The sequence below is a fragment of the Micromonospora globosa genome (assembly GCF_000717585.1).
GTDB classification, from domain to species: Bacteria; Actinomycetota; Actinomycetes; order Mycobacteriales; family Micromonosporaceae; genus Micromonospora; species Micromonospora aurantiaca.
Genome location: NZ_JNZR01000003.1, coordinates 291,119 through 305,283, shown reverse-complemented (window position 1 = coordinate 305,283; position 14,165 = coordinate 291,119). Strand labels below are relative to the sequence as shown.

12 protein-coding genes are annotated in these 14,165 nt (G+C 71.2%); 9 read left to right on the top strand and 3 right to left on the bottom strand.

Going from position 1 to position 14,165, the window contains the following annotated elements:
• The first annotated feature begins 15 nt into the window (after window positions 1-15).
• The 3 genes from cysC (at window position 16) to galT (ending at window position 3,582) form a co-directional block, all read left to right on the top strand.
• A complete protein-coding gene (cysC, locus tag IF06_RS0105870; protein ID WP_030269439.1) occupies window positions 16-1,545 on the top strand; it encodes an adenylyl-sulfate kinase in 1,530 nt (509 codons plus the stop codon).
• A gap of 178 nt (window positions 1,546-1,723) precedes the next feature.
• Window positions 1,724-2,512 (top strand): DeoR/GlpR family DNA-binding transcription regulator, encoded by a 789-nt coding sequence (locus tag IF06_RS0105865; RefSeq protein ID WP_013288495.1) that lies wholly within the window; start codon window positions 1,724-1,726, stop codon window positions 2,510-2,512.
• Window positions 2,509-3,582, top strand: a complete 1,074-nt coding sequence (galT, locus tag IF06_RS0105860; protein WP_030269437.1) for a galactose-1-phosphate uridylyltransferase — start codon at window positions 2,509-2,511, stop codon at window positions 3,580-3,582. Before IF06_RS0105865 ends, galT begins: the two co-directional genes overlap by 4 nt.
• A 312-nt stretch (window positions 3,583-3,894) precedes the next feature.
• Here the strand turns inward: galT and IF06_RS0105855 are convergent, their stop codons facing one another.
• Window positions 3,895-5,112 carry an NADP-dependent isocitrate dehydrogenase gene (locus tag IF06_RS0105855; protein WP_013288497.1) on the bottom strand — a complete coding sequence of 406 codons (1,218 nt, stop codon included), beginning with the start codon at window positions 5,110-5,112 and terminating at the stop codon, window positions 3,895-3,897.
• 139 nt (window positions 5,113-5,251) lie between these two features.
• Between IF06_RS0105855 and IF06_RS0105850 the strand changes: the two genes are divergently transcribed.
• A complete protein-coding gene (locus IF06_RS0105850; RefSeq protein WP_030269436.1) occupies window positions 5,252-6,049 on the top strand; it encodes an MBL fold metallo-hydrolase in 798 nt (265 codons plus the stop codon).
• 124 nt (window positions 6,050-6,173) lie between these two features.
• Here the strand turns inward: IF06_RS0105850 and mdh are convergent, their stop codons facing one another.
• Together mdh and IF06_RS0105840 are read right to left on the bottom strand one after the other, a co-directional pair.
• Entirely contained in the window at window positions 6,174-7,124 is a 951-nt protein-coding gene (gene mdh / locus IF06_RS0105845; protein WP_030269434.1) for a malate dehydrogenase, read from the bottom strand.
• A 98-nt stretch (window positions 7,125-7,222) separates the two neighbouring features.
• Window positions 7,223-8,086 carry a bifunctional methylenetetrahydrofolate dehydrogenase/methenyltetrahydrofolate cyclohydrolase gene (locus tag IF06_RS0105840; RefSeq protein WP_013288500.1) on the bottom strand — a complete coding sequence of 288 codons (864 nt, stop codon included), beginning with the start codon at window positions 8,084-8,086 and terminating at the stop codon, window positions 7,223-7,225.
• A gap of 390 nt (window positions 8,087-8,476) precedes the next feature.
• Here IF06_RS0105840 and IF06_RS0105835 point away from each other — a divergent pair, with 390 nt between their 5' ends.
• The 5 genes from IF06_RS0105835 (at window position 8,477) to IF06_RS0105815 (ending at window position 14,135) form a co-directional block, all read left to right on the top strand.
• A complete protein-coding gene (locus IF06_RS0105835) occupies window positions 8,477-10,075 on the top strand; it encodes a peptide ABC transporter substrate-binding protein (RefSeq protein WP_013473619.1) in 1,599 nt (532 codons plus the stop codon).
• Window positions 10,076-10,164: 89 nt separating this feature from the next.
• Window positions 10,165-11,103 (top strand): ABC transporter permease, encoded by a 939-nt coding sequence (locus IF06_RS0105830; RefSeq protein ID WP_013473620.1) that lies wholly within the window; start codon window positions 10,165-10,167, stop codon window positions 11,101-11,103.
• Between the two features lie 18 nt (window positions 11,104-11,121).
• The gene (locus IF06_RS0105825) at window positions 11,122-12,078 is read left to right on the top strand and encodes an ABC transporter permease (protein WP_030269431.1); all 957 of its coding nucleotides are present in this window, start codon (window positions 11,122-11,124) and stop codon (window positions 12,076-12,078) included.
• Window positions 12,079-12,085: 7 nt separating this feature from the next.
• Entirely contained in the window at window positions 12,086-13,123 is a 1,038-nt protein-coding gene (locus tag IF06_RS0105820) for an ABC transporter ATP-binding protein (RefSeq protein ID WP_013288504.1), read from the top strand.
• Window positions 13,107-14,135, top strand: coding sequence for an ABC transporter ATP-binding protein (locus IF06_RS0105815; protein ID WP_013288505.1), 1,029 nt, complete (start codon window positions 13,107-13,109; stop codon window positions 14,133-14,135). Before IF06_RS0105820 ends, IF06_RS0105815 begins: the two co-directional genes overlap by 17 nt.
• Window positions 14,136-14,165 lie beyond the last annotated feature (30 nt).

Genomic DNA, 14,165 nt, shown 5'->3' with positions numbered 1-14,165 from the left:
TGAGTTGGGGGTTCGATGAGCAACGGGTGGCTGCTGCCCGAGGACGTTCTGCGGGATGCGCCGTCGTACGCGCCCAGACCCGCTGAGCTGGCCGATCTCCAGTTGTTGCTGAGCGGGGCGTACGCACCGCTCACCGGTTTCATGAGCCGGGCCGACCTGGCCTCGCTGAACCGGCGCGGCCGGCTGGCCGACGGCACGCCGTGGCCGGTGCCGGTGACACTCCAGGTGCCGGCGGCGCTCGCCGACGGGCTGGACCCGGCCGACCCGGCCCGCCGGGCGGTGGTGCTCACCGACGGCGAGGGCGCGCCGGTGGCGGCGATGGACGTGACCGACGTCTGGCCGGGCCGCGAGGGCATGGTGGGTGTCGGCGGCACGGTGCGCCGCCTGGGCGACGGCGGCCACGGGCCGTTCCAGCGGCTGCGGCGCGGCCCCGACGAGGTACGCGGGCTGCTGCCGCCGGGCCGGGTGCTCGGCGTGTTCGCCGACCGTCCCCTGCACCGGCCGCAGCTGGCGCAGATCGCGCACGCGGCCCGTACGCTCGGCGCGCACCTGCTGGTGATGATCCCGGTGGGCGAGGAGTCGATCGGCGGCCTGCCGGCCGAGTCGCTGGTGCGCAGCGTGTTCGCCGCCCGCGACCGGATGCCCCCGGCGACGCTGGTGGCGGTGCCGCTGGCCCGGCGGCGCGACGAGATCAGCGACGCGCTGCTGCGGGCCCGGGTCGCCGCCGCGTACGGCGTGACCCACCTGCTCTCCACCGAGGGCATGCTCTCCGGCGCCGGTCTGCGCGTGCTGGTCCCCCGCGAGCTGGCCTACGACAACCGGGACGGGCAGTGGCGCTGGCGCGAGGACATCCCGCCGCGCAACCGGCGGCTGGCGCTGAGCGCGCGCGAGATCGACGACCTGCTGGACCGGGGCTTCCCGCTGCCCGAGTGGCACACCCCGCCGGCGGTGGCGAAGGAACTGGCCCGGGCACGCCCGCCGCGGCGGCACCGAGGGCTGGTGATCTTCCTGACCGGCCTGTCCGGCTCGGGCAAGTCGACGATCGCCCGAGGGCTGGCCGACGTGCTCCGCGAGCAGGGCGACCGCACCATCACGCTGCTCGACGGCGACGTGGTGCGGCGGGAACTCTCCGCCGGGCTGGGGTTCAGCAAGGCCGACCGGGATCTCAACGTACGCCGGATCGGCTGGGTGGCCGCCGAGATCGCCCGGCACCGGGGCGTCGGCATCTGCTGCCCGATCGCGCCGTACGCGGCGGCCCGCGCCACCGCCCGGGAGATGGCGGAGACGGCCGGGGCGGGCTTCCTGCTGGTCCACGTGGCGACGCCGCTGGCGGTGTGTGAGCAGCGCGACCGCAAGGGCCTGTACGCCCGCGCCCGGGCCGGCCTGATCACCGGGATGACCGGCATCGACGACCCGTACGAGGAGCCCACCGACGCCGACCTGGTGGTGGACACCTCGGATCTGAGCGTCGAGGAGGCCATCGGGAAGGTGATGGAGCACCTGACCGAGACCGGCTGGGTGGAGCCCCGCCTCCAGCCCGCGTGACCGCCTGACCGCCGGCCGAGTCCCGGCACTCCAGCACCCTCGACCGCCGTCGTCCGGCTTCCGGACGGCGGCGGTCTCGCATCACCCCTCGTTGCGCGGTAGTGTTCGTCTTTGTTGGAACACGTTCGACCGCGTGGAGCGCCCGCGTGGGTCGGTGAGGCGCGGAGGTGAGCCGGGGATGCTGGCGCGGCAGCGGCAGACGGCCATCCTGGAACGACTGCGCCGCGCCGGCGGCGTCCGGGTCACCGAGCTGGCGGCCGAGTTCGGCGTCTCCGACATGACCATCCGGCGCGACCTGGACACGCTGCACGAGCAGGGCCTGCTCGCCAAGGTGCACGGGGGCGCGACGCCGGCCGGTCCGGGCTCGACCGACGAGCCCGGCTTCCACGCCAAGTCCGTCCGCCAGTCGGCGGAGAAGGCCGCCATCGCCGAGCATGCCGCAGGGCTGGTCCGGCCCGGCGCCGCGATCGCGCTCTCCGCCGGCACCACCACCGCCGAGCTGGCCCGGCGGCTGGTGGACGTGCCCGGCCTCACAGTGGTCACCAACTCGCTGCCGGTGGCGGAGGCCCTGCACGTCGGCGGCCGGCCGGACCAGACCGTGGTGCTCACCGGCGGCGTACGCACACCGTCGGACGCGCTCGTCGGCCCGCTCGCCGTGGCCGCGATCGCCGCGCTCCACCTGGACCTGCTCTTCCTGGGCGTGCACGGGATCAGCGAACGGGCCGGTTTCACCACCCCCAATCTGATGGAGGCGGACACGAACCGGGCGCTCGTGGCAGCGGCGGACCGGCTCGTGGTGCTCGCCGACCACACCAAGTGGGGCACCGTCGGCATCTCGTCGATCGTGCCGCTGGAGGCGGCGGACGTGCTGGTCACCGACGACCGGTTGGCACCCGAGGCCCGACGGGTACTCGACGACAGGGTGGGTGAGCTGGTGACGGTGCCCACGACGAGGGGGGCGGAGTGAAGCGTACGCAGATCGCGCTGGCCGACGGCCGCGAGCTGATCTACTTCGACGAGCGGGACGACGCGGTCCGCGACCAGCCGGACCGGCGGGACCTGCCCCCTCCCCCGCCCGCCTCGCAGCTGCGGTACGACCCGCTGACCGACGAGTGGGTGGCGGTGGCGGTGCACCGGCAGACCCGCACGTTCCTGCCCCCGGCCGACCAGTGCCCGCTGTGCCCGTCCCGCGGTGAGCGGCACAGTGAGATCCCCGCGCCCGACTACGACGTGGTGGTCTTCGAGAACCGGTTCCCATCGCTGAGCCAGCGGGTGGCCGACGAGCCGGCCGAGATCACGCCGTTCACCCCGGTACGCCCCGGACGTGGAAAGTGCGAGGTGGTCTGCTTCACCGACGACCACAACGCCTCCTTCGCCCGCCTCTCCCCGCGCCGGGTGCGGACGGTGCTGGACGCGCTCGCCGACCGCACCACCGCACTGAGCGCGCTACCCGGCGTCGAGCAGGTCTTCCCGTTCGAGAACCGGGGCGTGGAGATCGGGGTGACCCTGCACCACCCGCACGGGCAGATCTACGCGTACCCGTTCGTCACGCCGCGCACCCGGACGATGCTGGCCGCCGCCCGGCGGTACGCCGACCGCACCGGGGGCAACCTCTACGCCGACGTGCTGGCCACCGAACGCGCCTCCGGGGACCGGGTGGTGACGAGCAACGAGCACTGGACCGCGTACGTCCCGGCGGCGGCGCGCTGGCCGTTCGAGGTGCACGTGGCACCGCACCGGCCGGTGCCGGACATCCCGGCGCTGAACGACGCCGAGCGGGACGCCTTCGGGCCGCTCTACCTGGACCTGCTGCGCCGCTTCGACGGGCTGTTCGACCTGCCGATGCCGTACATCGCGGCCTGGCACCAGGCGCCGGTGCGGATCGACAGGGAGCTGGGCCACCTGCACCTTCAGCTGTTCAGCATCCGGCGGGCCAAGGACAAGCTGAAGTACCTCGCCGGGTCGGAGTCCGGCATGGGCGTGTTCATCAACGACATCGCCCCGGAACGCGCCGCCGAACTGCTCCGCGCCGCATGAAAGGAAGGGCCCCTTGTTAACGCCTGCGGTAGAGGAAGGGCCCCTTCTTAACAGCCGCGGTCCGAGCATGGGCGCGGGGGGCCCGGGACAGGACCCCCCGCAGGGAAGGGACGGCTGGCTGCGCTCAGCAGCCTCGAAGGTCGGCCGGCCGGCGCGCGGCCACGGCCCACCTTCATGGACGCGACTGGCATCTCGTCCACCCTGTGCAACGAGGGCGCACCGAACGAGGTCACGCCGTCCCGGCGAGCCTGAGGTGTTAAAAAGGGCCCCTTCTACAACGCGAGGCGTTAAGAAGGGGCCCTTCCTTGCACGTCAGGCGGCGAGCTTGCGCGCCAGGTTCTCGTCGAGCGCGTTCATGAACTCGTCGGTGGTCAGCCACGGGGCGTCCCGCGAGATGAGCAGCGCGAGGTCCTTGGTCATCTGGCCACCCTCGACGGTGTCCACGATGACCTTCTCCAGCGTGTCGGCGAACTCGGTGACCGCCGGGGTGCCGTCCAGCTTGCCCCGGTGGGCCAGGCCCCGGGTCCAGGCGTAGATCGAGGCGATCGGGTTGGTCGAGGTCTTCTCGCCCTTCTGGTACTGCCGGTAGTGCCGCGTGACGGTGCCGTGGGCGGCCTCGGCCTCGACGGTGCGGCCGTCCGGGGACAGCAGCACCGAGGTCATCAGGCCGAGCGAGCCGAAGCCCTGCGCGACGGTGTCGGACTGCACGTCACCGTCGTAGTTCTTGCAGGCCCAGACGTATCCGCCCTCCCACTTGAGCGCGGCGGCGACCATGTCGTCGATCAGCCGGTGCTCGTAGGTGAGGCCGGCGGCCTCGAACTCGGCCTTGAACTCGTTCTCGAACACCTCGGCGAAGATGTCCTTGAACCGGCCGTCGTACGCCTTGAGGATGGTGTTCTTGGTCGACATGTAGACCGGGTAGCCGCGGTCCAGGCCGTACCGGAACGAGGCGCGGGCGAAGTCCCGGATCGACTCGTCGTAGTTGTACATGCCCATGGCGATGCCGCCGCCGGGGAAGTTGGCGACCTCCATCTCCATCGGGGTGCCGCCGTCGGCCGGGGTGTAGGTGATCGTCACCGTGCCCGGGCCGGGGACGACGAAGTCGGTGGCCTTGTACTGGTCGCCGTGCGCGTGCCGGCCGATGATGATCGGCTTGGTCCAGCCCGGGACGAGCCGCGGCACGTTCGACATGATGATCGGCTCGCGGAAGACCACGCCGCCGAGGATGTTGCGGATGGTGCCGTTCGGCGACCGCCACATCTTCTTCAGGCCGAACTCCTCCACCCGGGCCTCGTCCGGGGTGATGGTGGCGCACTTGACGCCGACGCCGTGCTCCTTGATGGCGTTGGCGGCGTCGACCGTGACCTGGTCGTCGGTGGCGTCACGGTGCTGGATCGACAGGTCGTAGTAGTGCAGGTCGACGTCGAGGTAGGGCAGGATCAGCTGCTCCCGGATCTGCTTCCAGATGATCCGGGTCATCTCGTCGCCGTCGATCTCCACGACCGGGTTGTTTACCTTGATCTTCGCCATCGGCCGGCGCTCCTCTCGGGGGACACGTGCTCAAGCAGTACGAGCGTACTGGAAACTGACCGGCAGTCCCCAGGCGGCCCGGGTGGACCGCCGGAAAAGCGGGCTGCGCCGCGCCTCGGCCCGCTGGCATCATCGTCCGATGCCGCGCAGCCGCACCCTCGGGTCTATCACGGTCACCGCGCTCTCCGACGGCGAGGGGCCCTTCTTCCAGCCCCGCGGCGAGGCGTTTCCCGACGCCACGGAAGCGCACTGGCAGGCGGCCGACCGGCTCGATCCGGGCGCCGTCACCGACGACGGCCGGTGGTGGCTGCGGTTCCGCGCGTTCGCGGTGCGGGCCGGCGACGGGCCGGTCACGCTCGTCGACGCCGGCATCGGCCCGGCCGACTCCCTCGCCGCGAGCTGGGCGCCGGTGCCGGGCCGGCTGCCGGCCGAGCTGGCCGCCGCCGGGATCGACCCGGCCGACGTCCGCACCGTGGTCCTCACCCATCTGCACACCGATCACGTGGGCTGGGCCGGCGCGCTGTTCCCGAACGCGGACCACCTGATCCAGCGCGCCGAGGTGGACGCGCTGGAGCTGTTCCACCCGGAACTGCCGGCCCGGCTGCTGACGCCGTTGCGCGCCGCCGGCCGGCTGCGGGTGGTCGACGGCGAGACGCCCCTCACCCCGGGGGTACGACTGCTGCACACGCCCGGCCACACGCCGGGTCACCAGTCGGTGCTGGTCGAGGCGGACGACGACCGCCTCCTGATCACCGGCGACCTGCTCGTGCACGCGATCCAGTTGGTCGACCCGGAGCTGGCGTACGCCCACGAGGAGGACCAGCCCACGGCCCGCCATTCCCGGCAGCACCTGCTCACGTCCCTCTCCCCCACCGTCCTGGCCACTCCCCACCTGACCGCCCCCTTCACCACCCATCCCCCACCCCGTCGATCATGAAGTTGACGGCGGAATTGGAGATCGACTACGCCGTCAACCTCATGATCGACGGGGAGAACCGCGGGTGGGACGGCAGAAGGCCCGCCGGCGGAGCCGACGGGCCTTCGATGCGGTGGGACGGGCGTCACATGCTGGCGACGTCGCCCTGCTTGGCGCGGACCGCCTCGGCGGCCTCCTTCAGCGCGGCCAGCTCGTCGGCGTCCAGGTCGGTCTCGACGACCCGCTTCACGCCCTCGGCGCCGATCTCGGCCTCGACGCCCAGGTAGACGCCGGAGATGCCGTACTCGCCGTCGACCCAGGCGCAGACCGGCATGACCGCGCCGGAGTCCTCGGCCACTGCCCTCGCCATCCGGGCCGCGGCGGCGGACGGGGCGTAGTACGCGGAACCGGTCTTGAGCAGCGCGACGACCTCGGCGCCACCGTTGCGGGTCTTGACGACCAGCTCCTCGATCTGCTCGGCCGGCATGACGTCACGCAGCGGCTTGCCGTTCACGGTGCTCTTGGACGGCACCGGGACCATCGTGTCGCCGTGCGAGCCGAGCGTCAGGGTCCGTACCGACTTCACCGGCACGCTCAGCGCCTCGGCGACGAAGTTGGTGAAGCGGGCGGTGTCCAGCATGCCGGCCTGGCCGAGCACCCGGTTCTTGGGGAACTGGGTGGCGAGCTGGGCCAGCGCGGTCATCTCGTCGAGCGGGTTGGACACCACGATGACGACGGCGTTCGGGGCGTACTTGGCGACGTTCTCGGCGACCTGCCGGACGATCTTGGCGTTGGTCTCCAGCAGGTCCATCCGGCTCATGCCCGGCTTGCGCGGCAGGCCGGCGGTGATGACGACGACGTCCGAGCCCTCGATGGCCTCGTAGCCCTCGCCGTTCGGGCCGGTGGTGACGCCGACGACCTTGGTCTCGAAGCCCTCGACCGCGCGGGACTGGTTGAGGTCGAGCGCGAGACCCGCCGGCTTGCCCTCCACGATGTCGGTGATCACGACGGTGTCGAAGACGTCGTACTCGGCCAGGCGCTGTGCGGTGGTCGAGCCGTAGAAGCCGGCGCCGACGACAGTGACCTTCTTACCCATGGTCGTCCCACTCCCTGATACCAGTCGGTTTTCCGGACCGTATCAGCCATCCTGGCACCGATCGGGTCAGGGGCGGACGGTTATGACCTGGGTGGGTGTCAGGCGGTCCGCTCGGCCCGTTCGACCACGTTCGTCAGCAGCATCGCCCGGGTCATCGGGCCGACGCCGCCGGGCATCGGCACCAGCTTGCCGGCGACCTCGGCCACCTCCGGGTCCACGTCGCCGGTGTAGCGGCCCTTGCCGTCCTCACCGATCACCCGCGTGATGCCGACGTCCACCACCGTCGCGCCCGGGTTGATCATGTCGGCGGTCAGCAGGCCGGGCACGCCCGCGGCGACGATGACGACGTCGGCTGCGCGGGTGTGCGCGGCCAGGTCGAGCGTGCCGGTGTGGCAGAGCGTCACTGTGGCGTTCTCGCTGCGCCGGGTCAGCAGCAGGCCCAGCGGGCGGCCGACCGTGTTGCCCCGGCCGACGACAGCCACGTTCGCGCCGCGCAGCGGCACGTCGTGCCGGCGCAGCAGCTCCACGATGCCGCGCGGGGTGCAGGGCAGCGGCGCGTCGTACCCGAGGACGAGCCGGCCCAGGTTGACCGGGTGCAGCCCGTCGGCGTCCTTGTCCGGGTCAATCGACTCCAGCGCGCGCTGGGTGTCGAGGTGCCCGGGGAGCGGGAGCTGGACGATGTAGCCGTGGCAGGCCGGGTCGGCGTTCAGCTCGGCCAGCGCCGCGTCGAGCTGCTCCTGGCTGGCGTCGGCCGGCAGTGCGACCCGCAGCGAGGCGATGCCGACCTCGGCGCAGTCACGGTGCTTGCCGTTGACGTACGCCTGGGAGCCGGGGTCCTCCCCGACCAGCACGGTGCCGAGGCCGGGGGTGATGCCGCGTTCCGCGAGCGCCTTCACCCGGGCCCGTAGCTCGTCCTTGATCTCCGCCGCGGTGGCCTTGCCGTCCAGGATCGTCGCCGTCACGTCGTGATCGTCTCACGGCTGCGGGCGGGCCCGGACGACGACGGCCGACGATCACGCTGCGCAACGTGCCCTAACTCACGGAGAGTGACCAGTCACCGTGACGCGGCGGCCCTGACACGCCCGGACGGGCAGGGACCGGACAGGCGGGCCGGACGTCGCAGACGCGCTTGACCGACTTCGAACGGACCACCAGGGGCGAATAAAAGGCCAGTTAGAGGCGGGGTTTAGCACGCGCGGACGACAGCGGCAAGGCCCGCCGAACACGATCCGTCATCAGTTGACCACGCACTAGTTGTCGACGGGCCGGATCGCGACCTACCGTTACCGCTCGTTGCGCAGAGTCACCCAGCGCCGGGACGACCGCGCAGCGTGAGGAGATGAGGAGACTCCATGCGTGTTCGTAGGCTCGCGGCCTGGGCCGCGCTCCCGCTCGCGGTGACGCTCGGCCTGACGGCCTGCGGCTCGGGCGGTGGCGGCGGCGGTGCCGGCGACTCCGATGCGGCCGTGCGGATCGAGATCGCCGAGCCGCAGCACCTCGTGCCGACAAACACCAACGAGACGAGCGGCTCCCAGGTCCTGTCGGCCCTGTTCAGCCCGCTCGTCGACTACGACGAGGCGAACAAGCCGCACGAGGTGGCGGCCGATTCGGTGACGACGTCCGACAACAAGGTCTGGACGGTCAAGCTGAAGCCCGGCTACACGTTCCACAACGGCGAGAAGGTCACCGCCGACAACTACATCGACGCCTGGAACTATGGCGCATACGCGCCGAACGGTCAGAACTCCAGCTACTTCTTCGAGAAGGTGGCCGGCTACGACGACCTCCAGGGCGAGAGCCCGAAGGCGACGACGATGAGCGGCCTGAAGAAGGTCGACGACCTGACCTTCACCGTGACGCTCAGCCAGCCGTACGTGGACTTCAAGTCCATGCTCGGCTACACCGCCTTCTACCCGCTGCCCAAGGCGGCCTTCTCCGCCCCGGGCGTGCTCGCCGAGGGCTACGAGCAGGCGCCGATCGGCCAGGGCCCGTTCAAGATGAAGGGCAGCTGGCAGCACGACGCCAAGGTCGAGGTGGAGCGCTACGACGCGTTCCCGGGCCAGCAGCCCAAGGTCGGCGGCGTCGAGTTCCGCATCTACCAGCAGCCGACCGCGGCGTACGCGGACGTGCTGTCGGACAACCTCGACGTGATCAAGACGATCCCGACCGAGAACCTGTCGACCGCCGCGACCGACCTGGGCGACCGCTTCCAGCAGAGCCCGGCCTCGTCGCTGCAGGTGCTGGCCTTCCCGACGTTCCAGGAGGAGTTCAGCAAGCCCGAGGTGCGCAAGGCGATCTCGATGGCGATCGACCGGGACGAGATCACCAAGTCGATCTTCAAGGACTCGCAGCAGCCGGCTCGCTCGTTCGTCTCGCCGGTGGTCGCCGGTTACCGGGAGAACACCATCGGCACGGCGGGCGCGTTCGACCCGGTCAAGGCCAAGGCCATGTACGAGGCCGCGGGCGGCCCGAAGAAGATCGAGCTGTCCTACAACGGCGACGGCGGCCACAAGGACTGGATCGACGCCACGTGCAACCAGCTCAAGGCCAACCTGGGTGTGGAGTGCGTGGGCACCGCCGAGCCGAAGTTCGCGGACCTGCTGACCAAGCTCAAGCAGAAGCAGCCGGTCGGCCTGTTCCGGATGGGCTGGGTCATGGACTACCCGTCCATGGAGAACTACCTCGGCCCGCTGTACAGCACCACCGGCTCGTCGAACTACTACGGCTACAGCAACCCGGAGTTCGACAAGCTGCTCGCCGAGGGCGCCCGCGCGGCGACCGAGGACGAGGCGATCAAGAAGTACCAGGCGGCGGAGGACCTGCTCGCGCAGGACATGCCGGTGATCCCGCTGCGGTACGGGCAGAACAACTTCGGCCACTCGACCAAGGTCAAGAACGTCCACGTGGACCTCTTCGACCGGGTGGATCTGCTGAAGATCGAACGCGCCTGACACCCTGCTGACGGGCCGGGCCACCCCCACCGGGTGGCCCGGCCCTCGCATTGGCACGTATTTAGCCTGGTTTCGGCAGACTTGCCAGCATGCTCCGGTTCATCCTGCGGCGACTGCTCCAGATGGTCCTCGCCTTCTTCGGGACCACGCTGATCGTCTACGCGTTGATGTTCGCCGGGCAGGGCGACCCGATCCAGGCCCTCGCCGGGGAGCGGCCGGTGACCGCCGCGCAGCGGGCCTACCTGACCGAGAAGTACCACCTGGACGCGACGGGTGTCGGCGGCTTCTTCTACCGCTACTTCGACTACCTGGGCGGCCTGGTCCAGGGTGACCTCGGGCAGTCGCTGACCGGGCGGCAGATCAGCGACATCCTCGCCGCCGCCTGGCCGGTCACCCTGAAGCTCGCGGTGATCGCGATGGCCGTGACGGTGATCTTCGGGGTCACCGCCGGCGTGATCGCGGCCATCCGGCGCTCCGGCGTGTTCGACCACGCCACGCTCGTGCTCACGCTGCTGGTGCTCGGCATCCCCACCATCGTGCTGGCCCCGCTGGCGCAGTACTTCCTCGGCGTACGCTGGCCGATCTTCCCGCCCACCGCCGGAGCGCAACCCTCCTTCTACGCGTTGCTGCTGCCCGGCATCGTGCTCGGCTCGTTGTCGCTGGCCACCGCGCTGCGGCTGACCCGGACCTCGGTGACCGAGAACCTGCGCGCCGACTACGTCCGCACCGCCCGGTCCAAGGGCCTGCGGCGACGCCGCATCGTCGGCGTGCACGTGCTGCGCAACTCGCTCATCCCGGTGGTCACCTTCCTCGGCGTCGAGCTGGGCAACCTGATGGGCGGCGCGATCATCACCGAGGGCGTGTTCAACGTCCCGGGCGTCGGCTTCAACCTGTTCCGCGGCATCCGCACCGAGGACGGCCCGCTTGTCGTCGGCATCGTCAGCGTGCTCGTCGTGGTCTACCTGCTGTCCAACCTGGTGGTGGACGTGCTCTACGCCGTCCTCGACCCGAGGATCCGCTATGAGTGAGCACAGCGAGGTGCCGCAGTGAGCGACTTCGAGACGGTGGCGGCTACCGAGAACCAGGCCGCGCGGCGCGGCGTGTCAGGCGAACCGGGCACGCCCGGGCGGGCCGGGCGGCCGGACCGGGCCCGCAGCCTGGCCGGTGACGCCTGGCGGGACCTGCGCCGCAACCCGGTCTTCTGGATCAGCCTGCTCCTGGTGGTGCTGGTCGCCGCGATGGCCGTGGCGCCGGGGCTGTTCGCCGCCAACGACCCGCGCGACTGCGTGCTGTCGCGGCAGCACGCCGGGCCGTCCGGCGGGGCGATCTTCGGGTACGACTTCCAGGGCTGCGACACGTTCGCCCGGGCGGTCTACGGCGCCCGCGCCTCGCTGCTCGTGGGCGCGTTCTCCGCGCTGATCACCGGCGTGATCGCGCTCGTCGTCGGCATGCTCGCCGGCTACTTCGGCGGGTGGGTCGACGCGGTGCTGTCCCGGGTGATCGACATCGTGCTCGGCATCCCGCTGCTGCTCGCCGCGATCGTGCTGCTCAAGCGCGTGAGCACGAGCGGCGAGACGGTACGCCTGTTCGCGGTGATCCTCGTCCTGGCGCTGCTCGGATGGACCACCGCGGCCCGGGTGGTCCGTTCCTCGGTGATCACCGCCCGGGAGCAGGACTACGTGGCCGCAGCCCGGATGCTCGGGGCCGGCAACGGCCGGATCATGTGGCGGCACATCCTGCCGAACGCGCTCGCCCCGGCCATCGTGGTGCTCACCATCGCGCTCGGGTCGTTCATCGCGGCCGAGGCGACGCTGAGCTTCCTCGGCATCGGCCTGAAGGCGCCGACCATCTCCTGGGGCATCGACATCGACGCCGGCCGGGTGCACATGCGCGAGTCGGCGACACCGCTGATCGTGCCGTCGACGTTCCTCGCCCTGACCGTGCTCGCCTTCATCATGCTCGGCGACGCGATCCGCGACGCCTTCGACCCGAAGCTGCGGTGACTTCCTCATGACGCAGAACGCGGTCCGGCCCACGCCGGCCTCACCCACGCCGCCCGGCGGGCACCTGCTGGAGGTACGGGACCTGCACGTCGAGTTCCGTACCCGGGAGGGCGTGGCCCGGGTGATCAACGGGGTGACGTACCACCTGGACGCCGGTGAGACGCTCGCGGTGCTGGGCGAGTCCGGCTCCGGCAAGTCCGTCACCGCCCAGGCGATCATGGGCATCCTGGACACCCCGCCCGCGTACGTGCGCGCCGGGCAGATCCTCTACCAGGGGCGGGACCTGCTCACCCGCCCGGAGGAGGAGCGCCGGCAGATTCGCGGCGCCGAGATCGCGATGATCTTCCAGGACGCGTTGTCGGCGTTGAACCCGGTCTTCCCGGTCGGCTGGCAGATCGGCGAGTCGCTGCGCGAGCGGGCCGGGATGTCGCGGGCCGACGCGCGCAGGCGCACCGTCGAACTGATGGATCTGGTCCGGATCCCGGCCGCGGCGAAGCGGCTCGGCGACTACCCGCACCAGTTCTCCGGCGGCATGCGGCAACGCGTCATGATCGCGATGGCGCTGGCGCTGGACCCGAAGGTGCTGATCGCCGACGAGCCGACCACCGCGCTGGACGTCACGGTGCAGGCGCAGATCATGGACCTCCTGGCCGACCTGCGCCGGGATCTCGGCATGGCGCTCGTCCTGATCACCCACGACCTGGGCGTGGTCGCCGGTGTGGCGGACCGGATCGCGGTCATGTACGCGGGCCGCATCGTCGAGCACGCCGACGTGCATGCGCTGTACCGGGCGCCGGCCCACCCGTACACGAAGGGGTTGCTGGAGTCGATCCCGCGCCTGGACGTGCGCGGCCAGGCGCTGTCCAGCATCCGCGGGCTGCCGCCGAACCTGATGGCGATCCCGTCCGGCTGCCCGTTCCACCCCCGGTGCCCGTACGTCCAGCCGGTCTGTGTGGACGAGGTGCCGCACGACCTGGTGCTCGGCGACGGGCGGACCAGCGCGTGCCACTTCGCCCAGGAGGTGCACGATGACCGCGACGGCTGAACCCGCCAAGGTGCGCGGCGAGACGATCCTCGCCGTCGACCAGCTGGTCAAGCACTTCCCGATCAGCCAGGGCGTGCTGTTCAAGAAGACCATCGGCCAGGTCAAGGCGGTCGACGGCGTCTCGTTCGAGCTGCGGCGCGGTGAGACGCTCGGCGTGGTCGGCGAGTCCGGGTGCGGCAAGTCCACGCTGGCCCGGCTGCTCATGCGCCTGGAGACGCCGACCGCCGGGCGGGTCACGCTGGAGGGGCGCGACCTGCTCCGGGCGGCAGGGGCGGACCTGCGCCGGCTGCGGCGGAACATGCAGATGGTGATGCAGGACCCGTACACCTCGCTGAACCCGCGCATGACTGTCGGCGACATCATCGGCGAGCCGTTCGAGATCCACCCGGAGGCGGCACCGAAGCGCAGCCGGCGGCAGCGGGTGCAGGAGCTGCTGGACGTGGTCGGGCTCAACCCGGAGCACGTCAACCGCTACCCGCACCAGTTCTCCGGCGGTCAGCGGCAGCGCATCGGCATCGCCCGGGCGCTCGCGCTGCGGCCCGAGATCATCGTCTGCGACGAGCCGGTGTCGGCCCTGGACGTCTCCATCCAGGCCCAGGTGATCAACCTGCTGGAGCAGCTCCAGGACGAGCTGGGGCTGTCGTACATCTTCATCGCCCATGACCTGTCGGTGGTCCGGCACATCTCCGACCGGGTGGCGGTGATGTACCTGGGCCGGATCGTGGAGATCGGCACCGAGGAGCAGATCTACCAGCGCGCGACCCACCCGTACACCCAGGCGCTGCTGTCGGCGGTGCCGGTGCCCGACCCGGAGGCCCGCGACCGGCGGACCATCATCCGGCTCACCGGCGACGTGCCGAGCCCGGCCGAGCCGCCGTCCGGCTGCCACTTCCGGACCCGCTGCTGGAAGGCCGAGGAGGTCTGCGCGACGCAGGACCCGCAGGCGGTACCGCGCGCGGCGGACCCGCACCCCAGCGCCTGCCACTTCGCCGAGGTACGCACCGAGGCGTGACGACGAAGGCCCCGTCCCCCGGAGGAAGAG

Coding starts and splice junctions, on each gene's coding strand:
- cysC (WP_030269439.1), top strand. CDS start 16: ATGAGCAACGGGTGGCTGCTGCCCGAGGACGTTCTGCGGGATGCGCCG.
- IF06_RS0105865 (WP_013288495.1), top strand. CDS start 1,724: ATGCTGGCGCGGCAGCGGCAGACGGCCATCCTGGAACGACTGCGCCGC.
- IF06_RS0105855 (WP_013288497.1), bottom strand. CDS start 5,112: ATGGCGAAGATCAAGGTAAACAACCCGGTCGTGGAGATCGACGGCGAC.
- IF06_RS0105850 (WP_030269436.1), top strand. CDS start 5,252: ATGCCGCGCAGCCGCACCCTCGGGTCTATCACGGTCACCGCGCTCTCC.
- mdh (WP_030269434.1), bottom strand. CDS start 7,124: ATGGGTAAGAAGGTCACTGTCGTCGGCGCCGGCTTCTACGGCTCGACC.
- IF06_RS0105835 (WP_013473619.1), top strand. CDS start 8,477: ATGCGTGTTCGTAGGCTCGCGGCCTGGGCCGCGCTCCCGCTCGCGGTG.
- IF06_RS0105830 (WP_013473620.1), top strand. CDS start 10,165: ATGCTCCGGTTCATCCTGCGGCGACTGCTCCAGATGGTCCTCGCCTTC.
- IF06_RS0105820 (WP_013288504.1), top strand. CDS start 12,086: ATGACGCAGAACGCGGTCCGGCCCACGCCGGCCTCACCCACGCCGCCC.
- IF06_RS0105815 (WP_013288505.1), top strand. CDS start 13,107: ATGACCGCGACGGCTGAACCCGCCAAGGTGCGCGGCGAGACGATCCTC.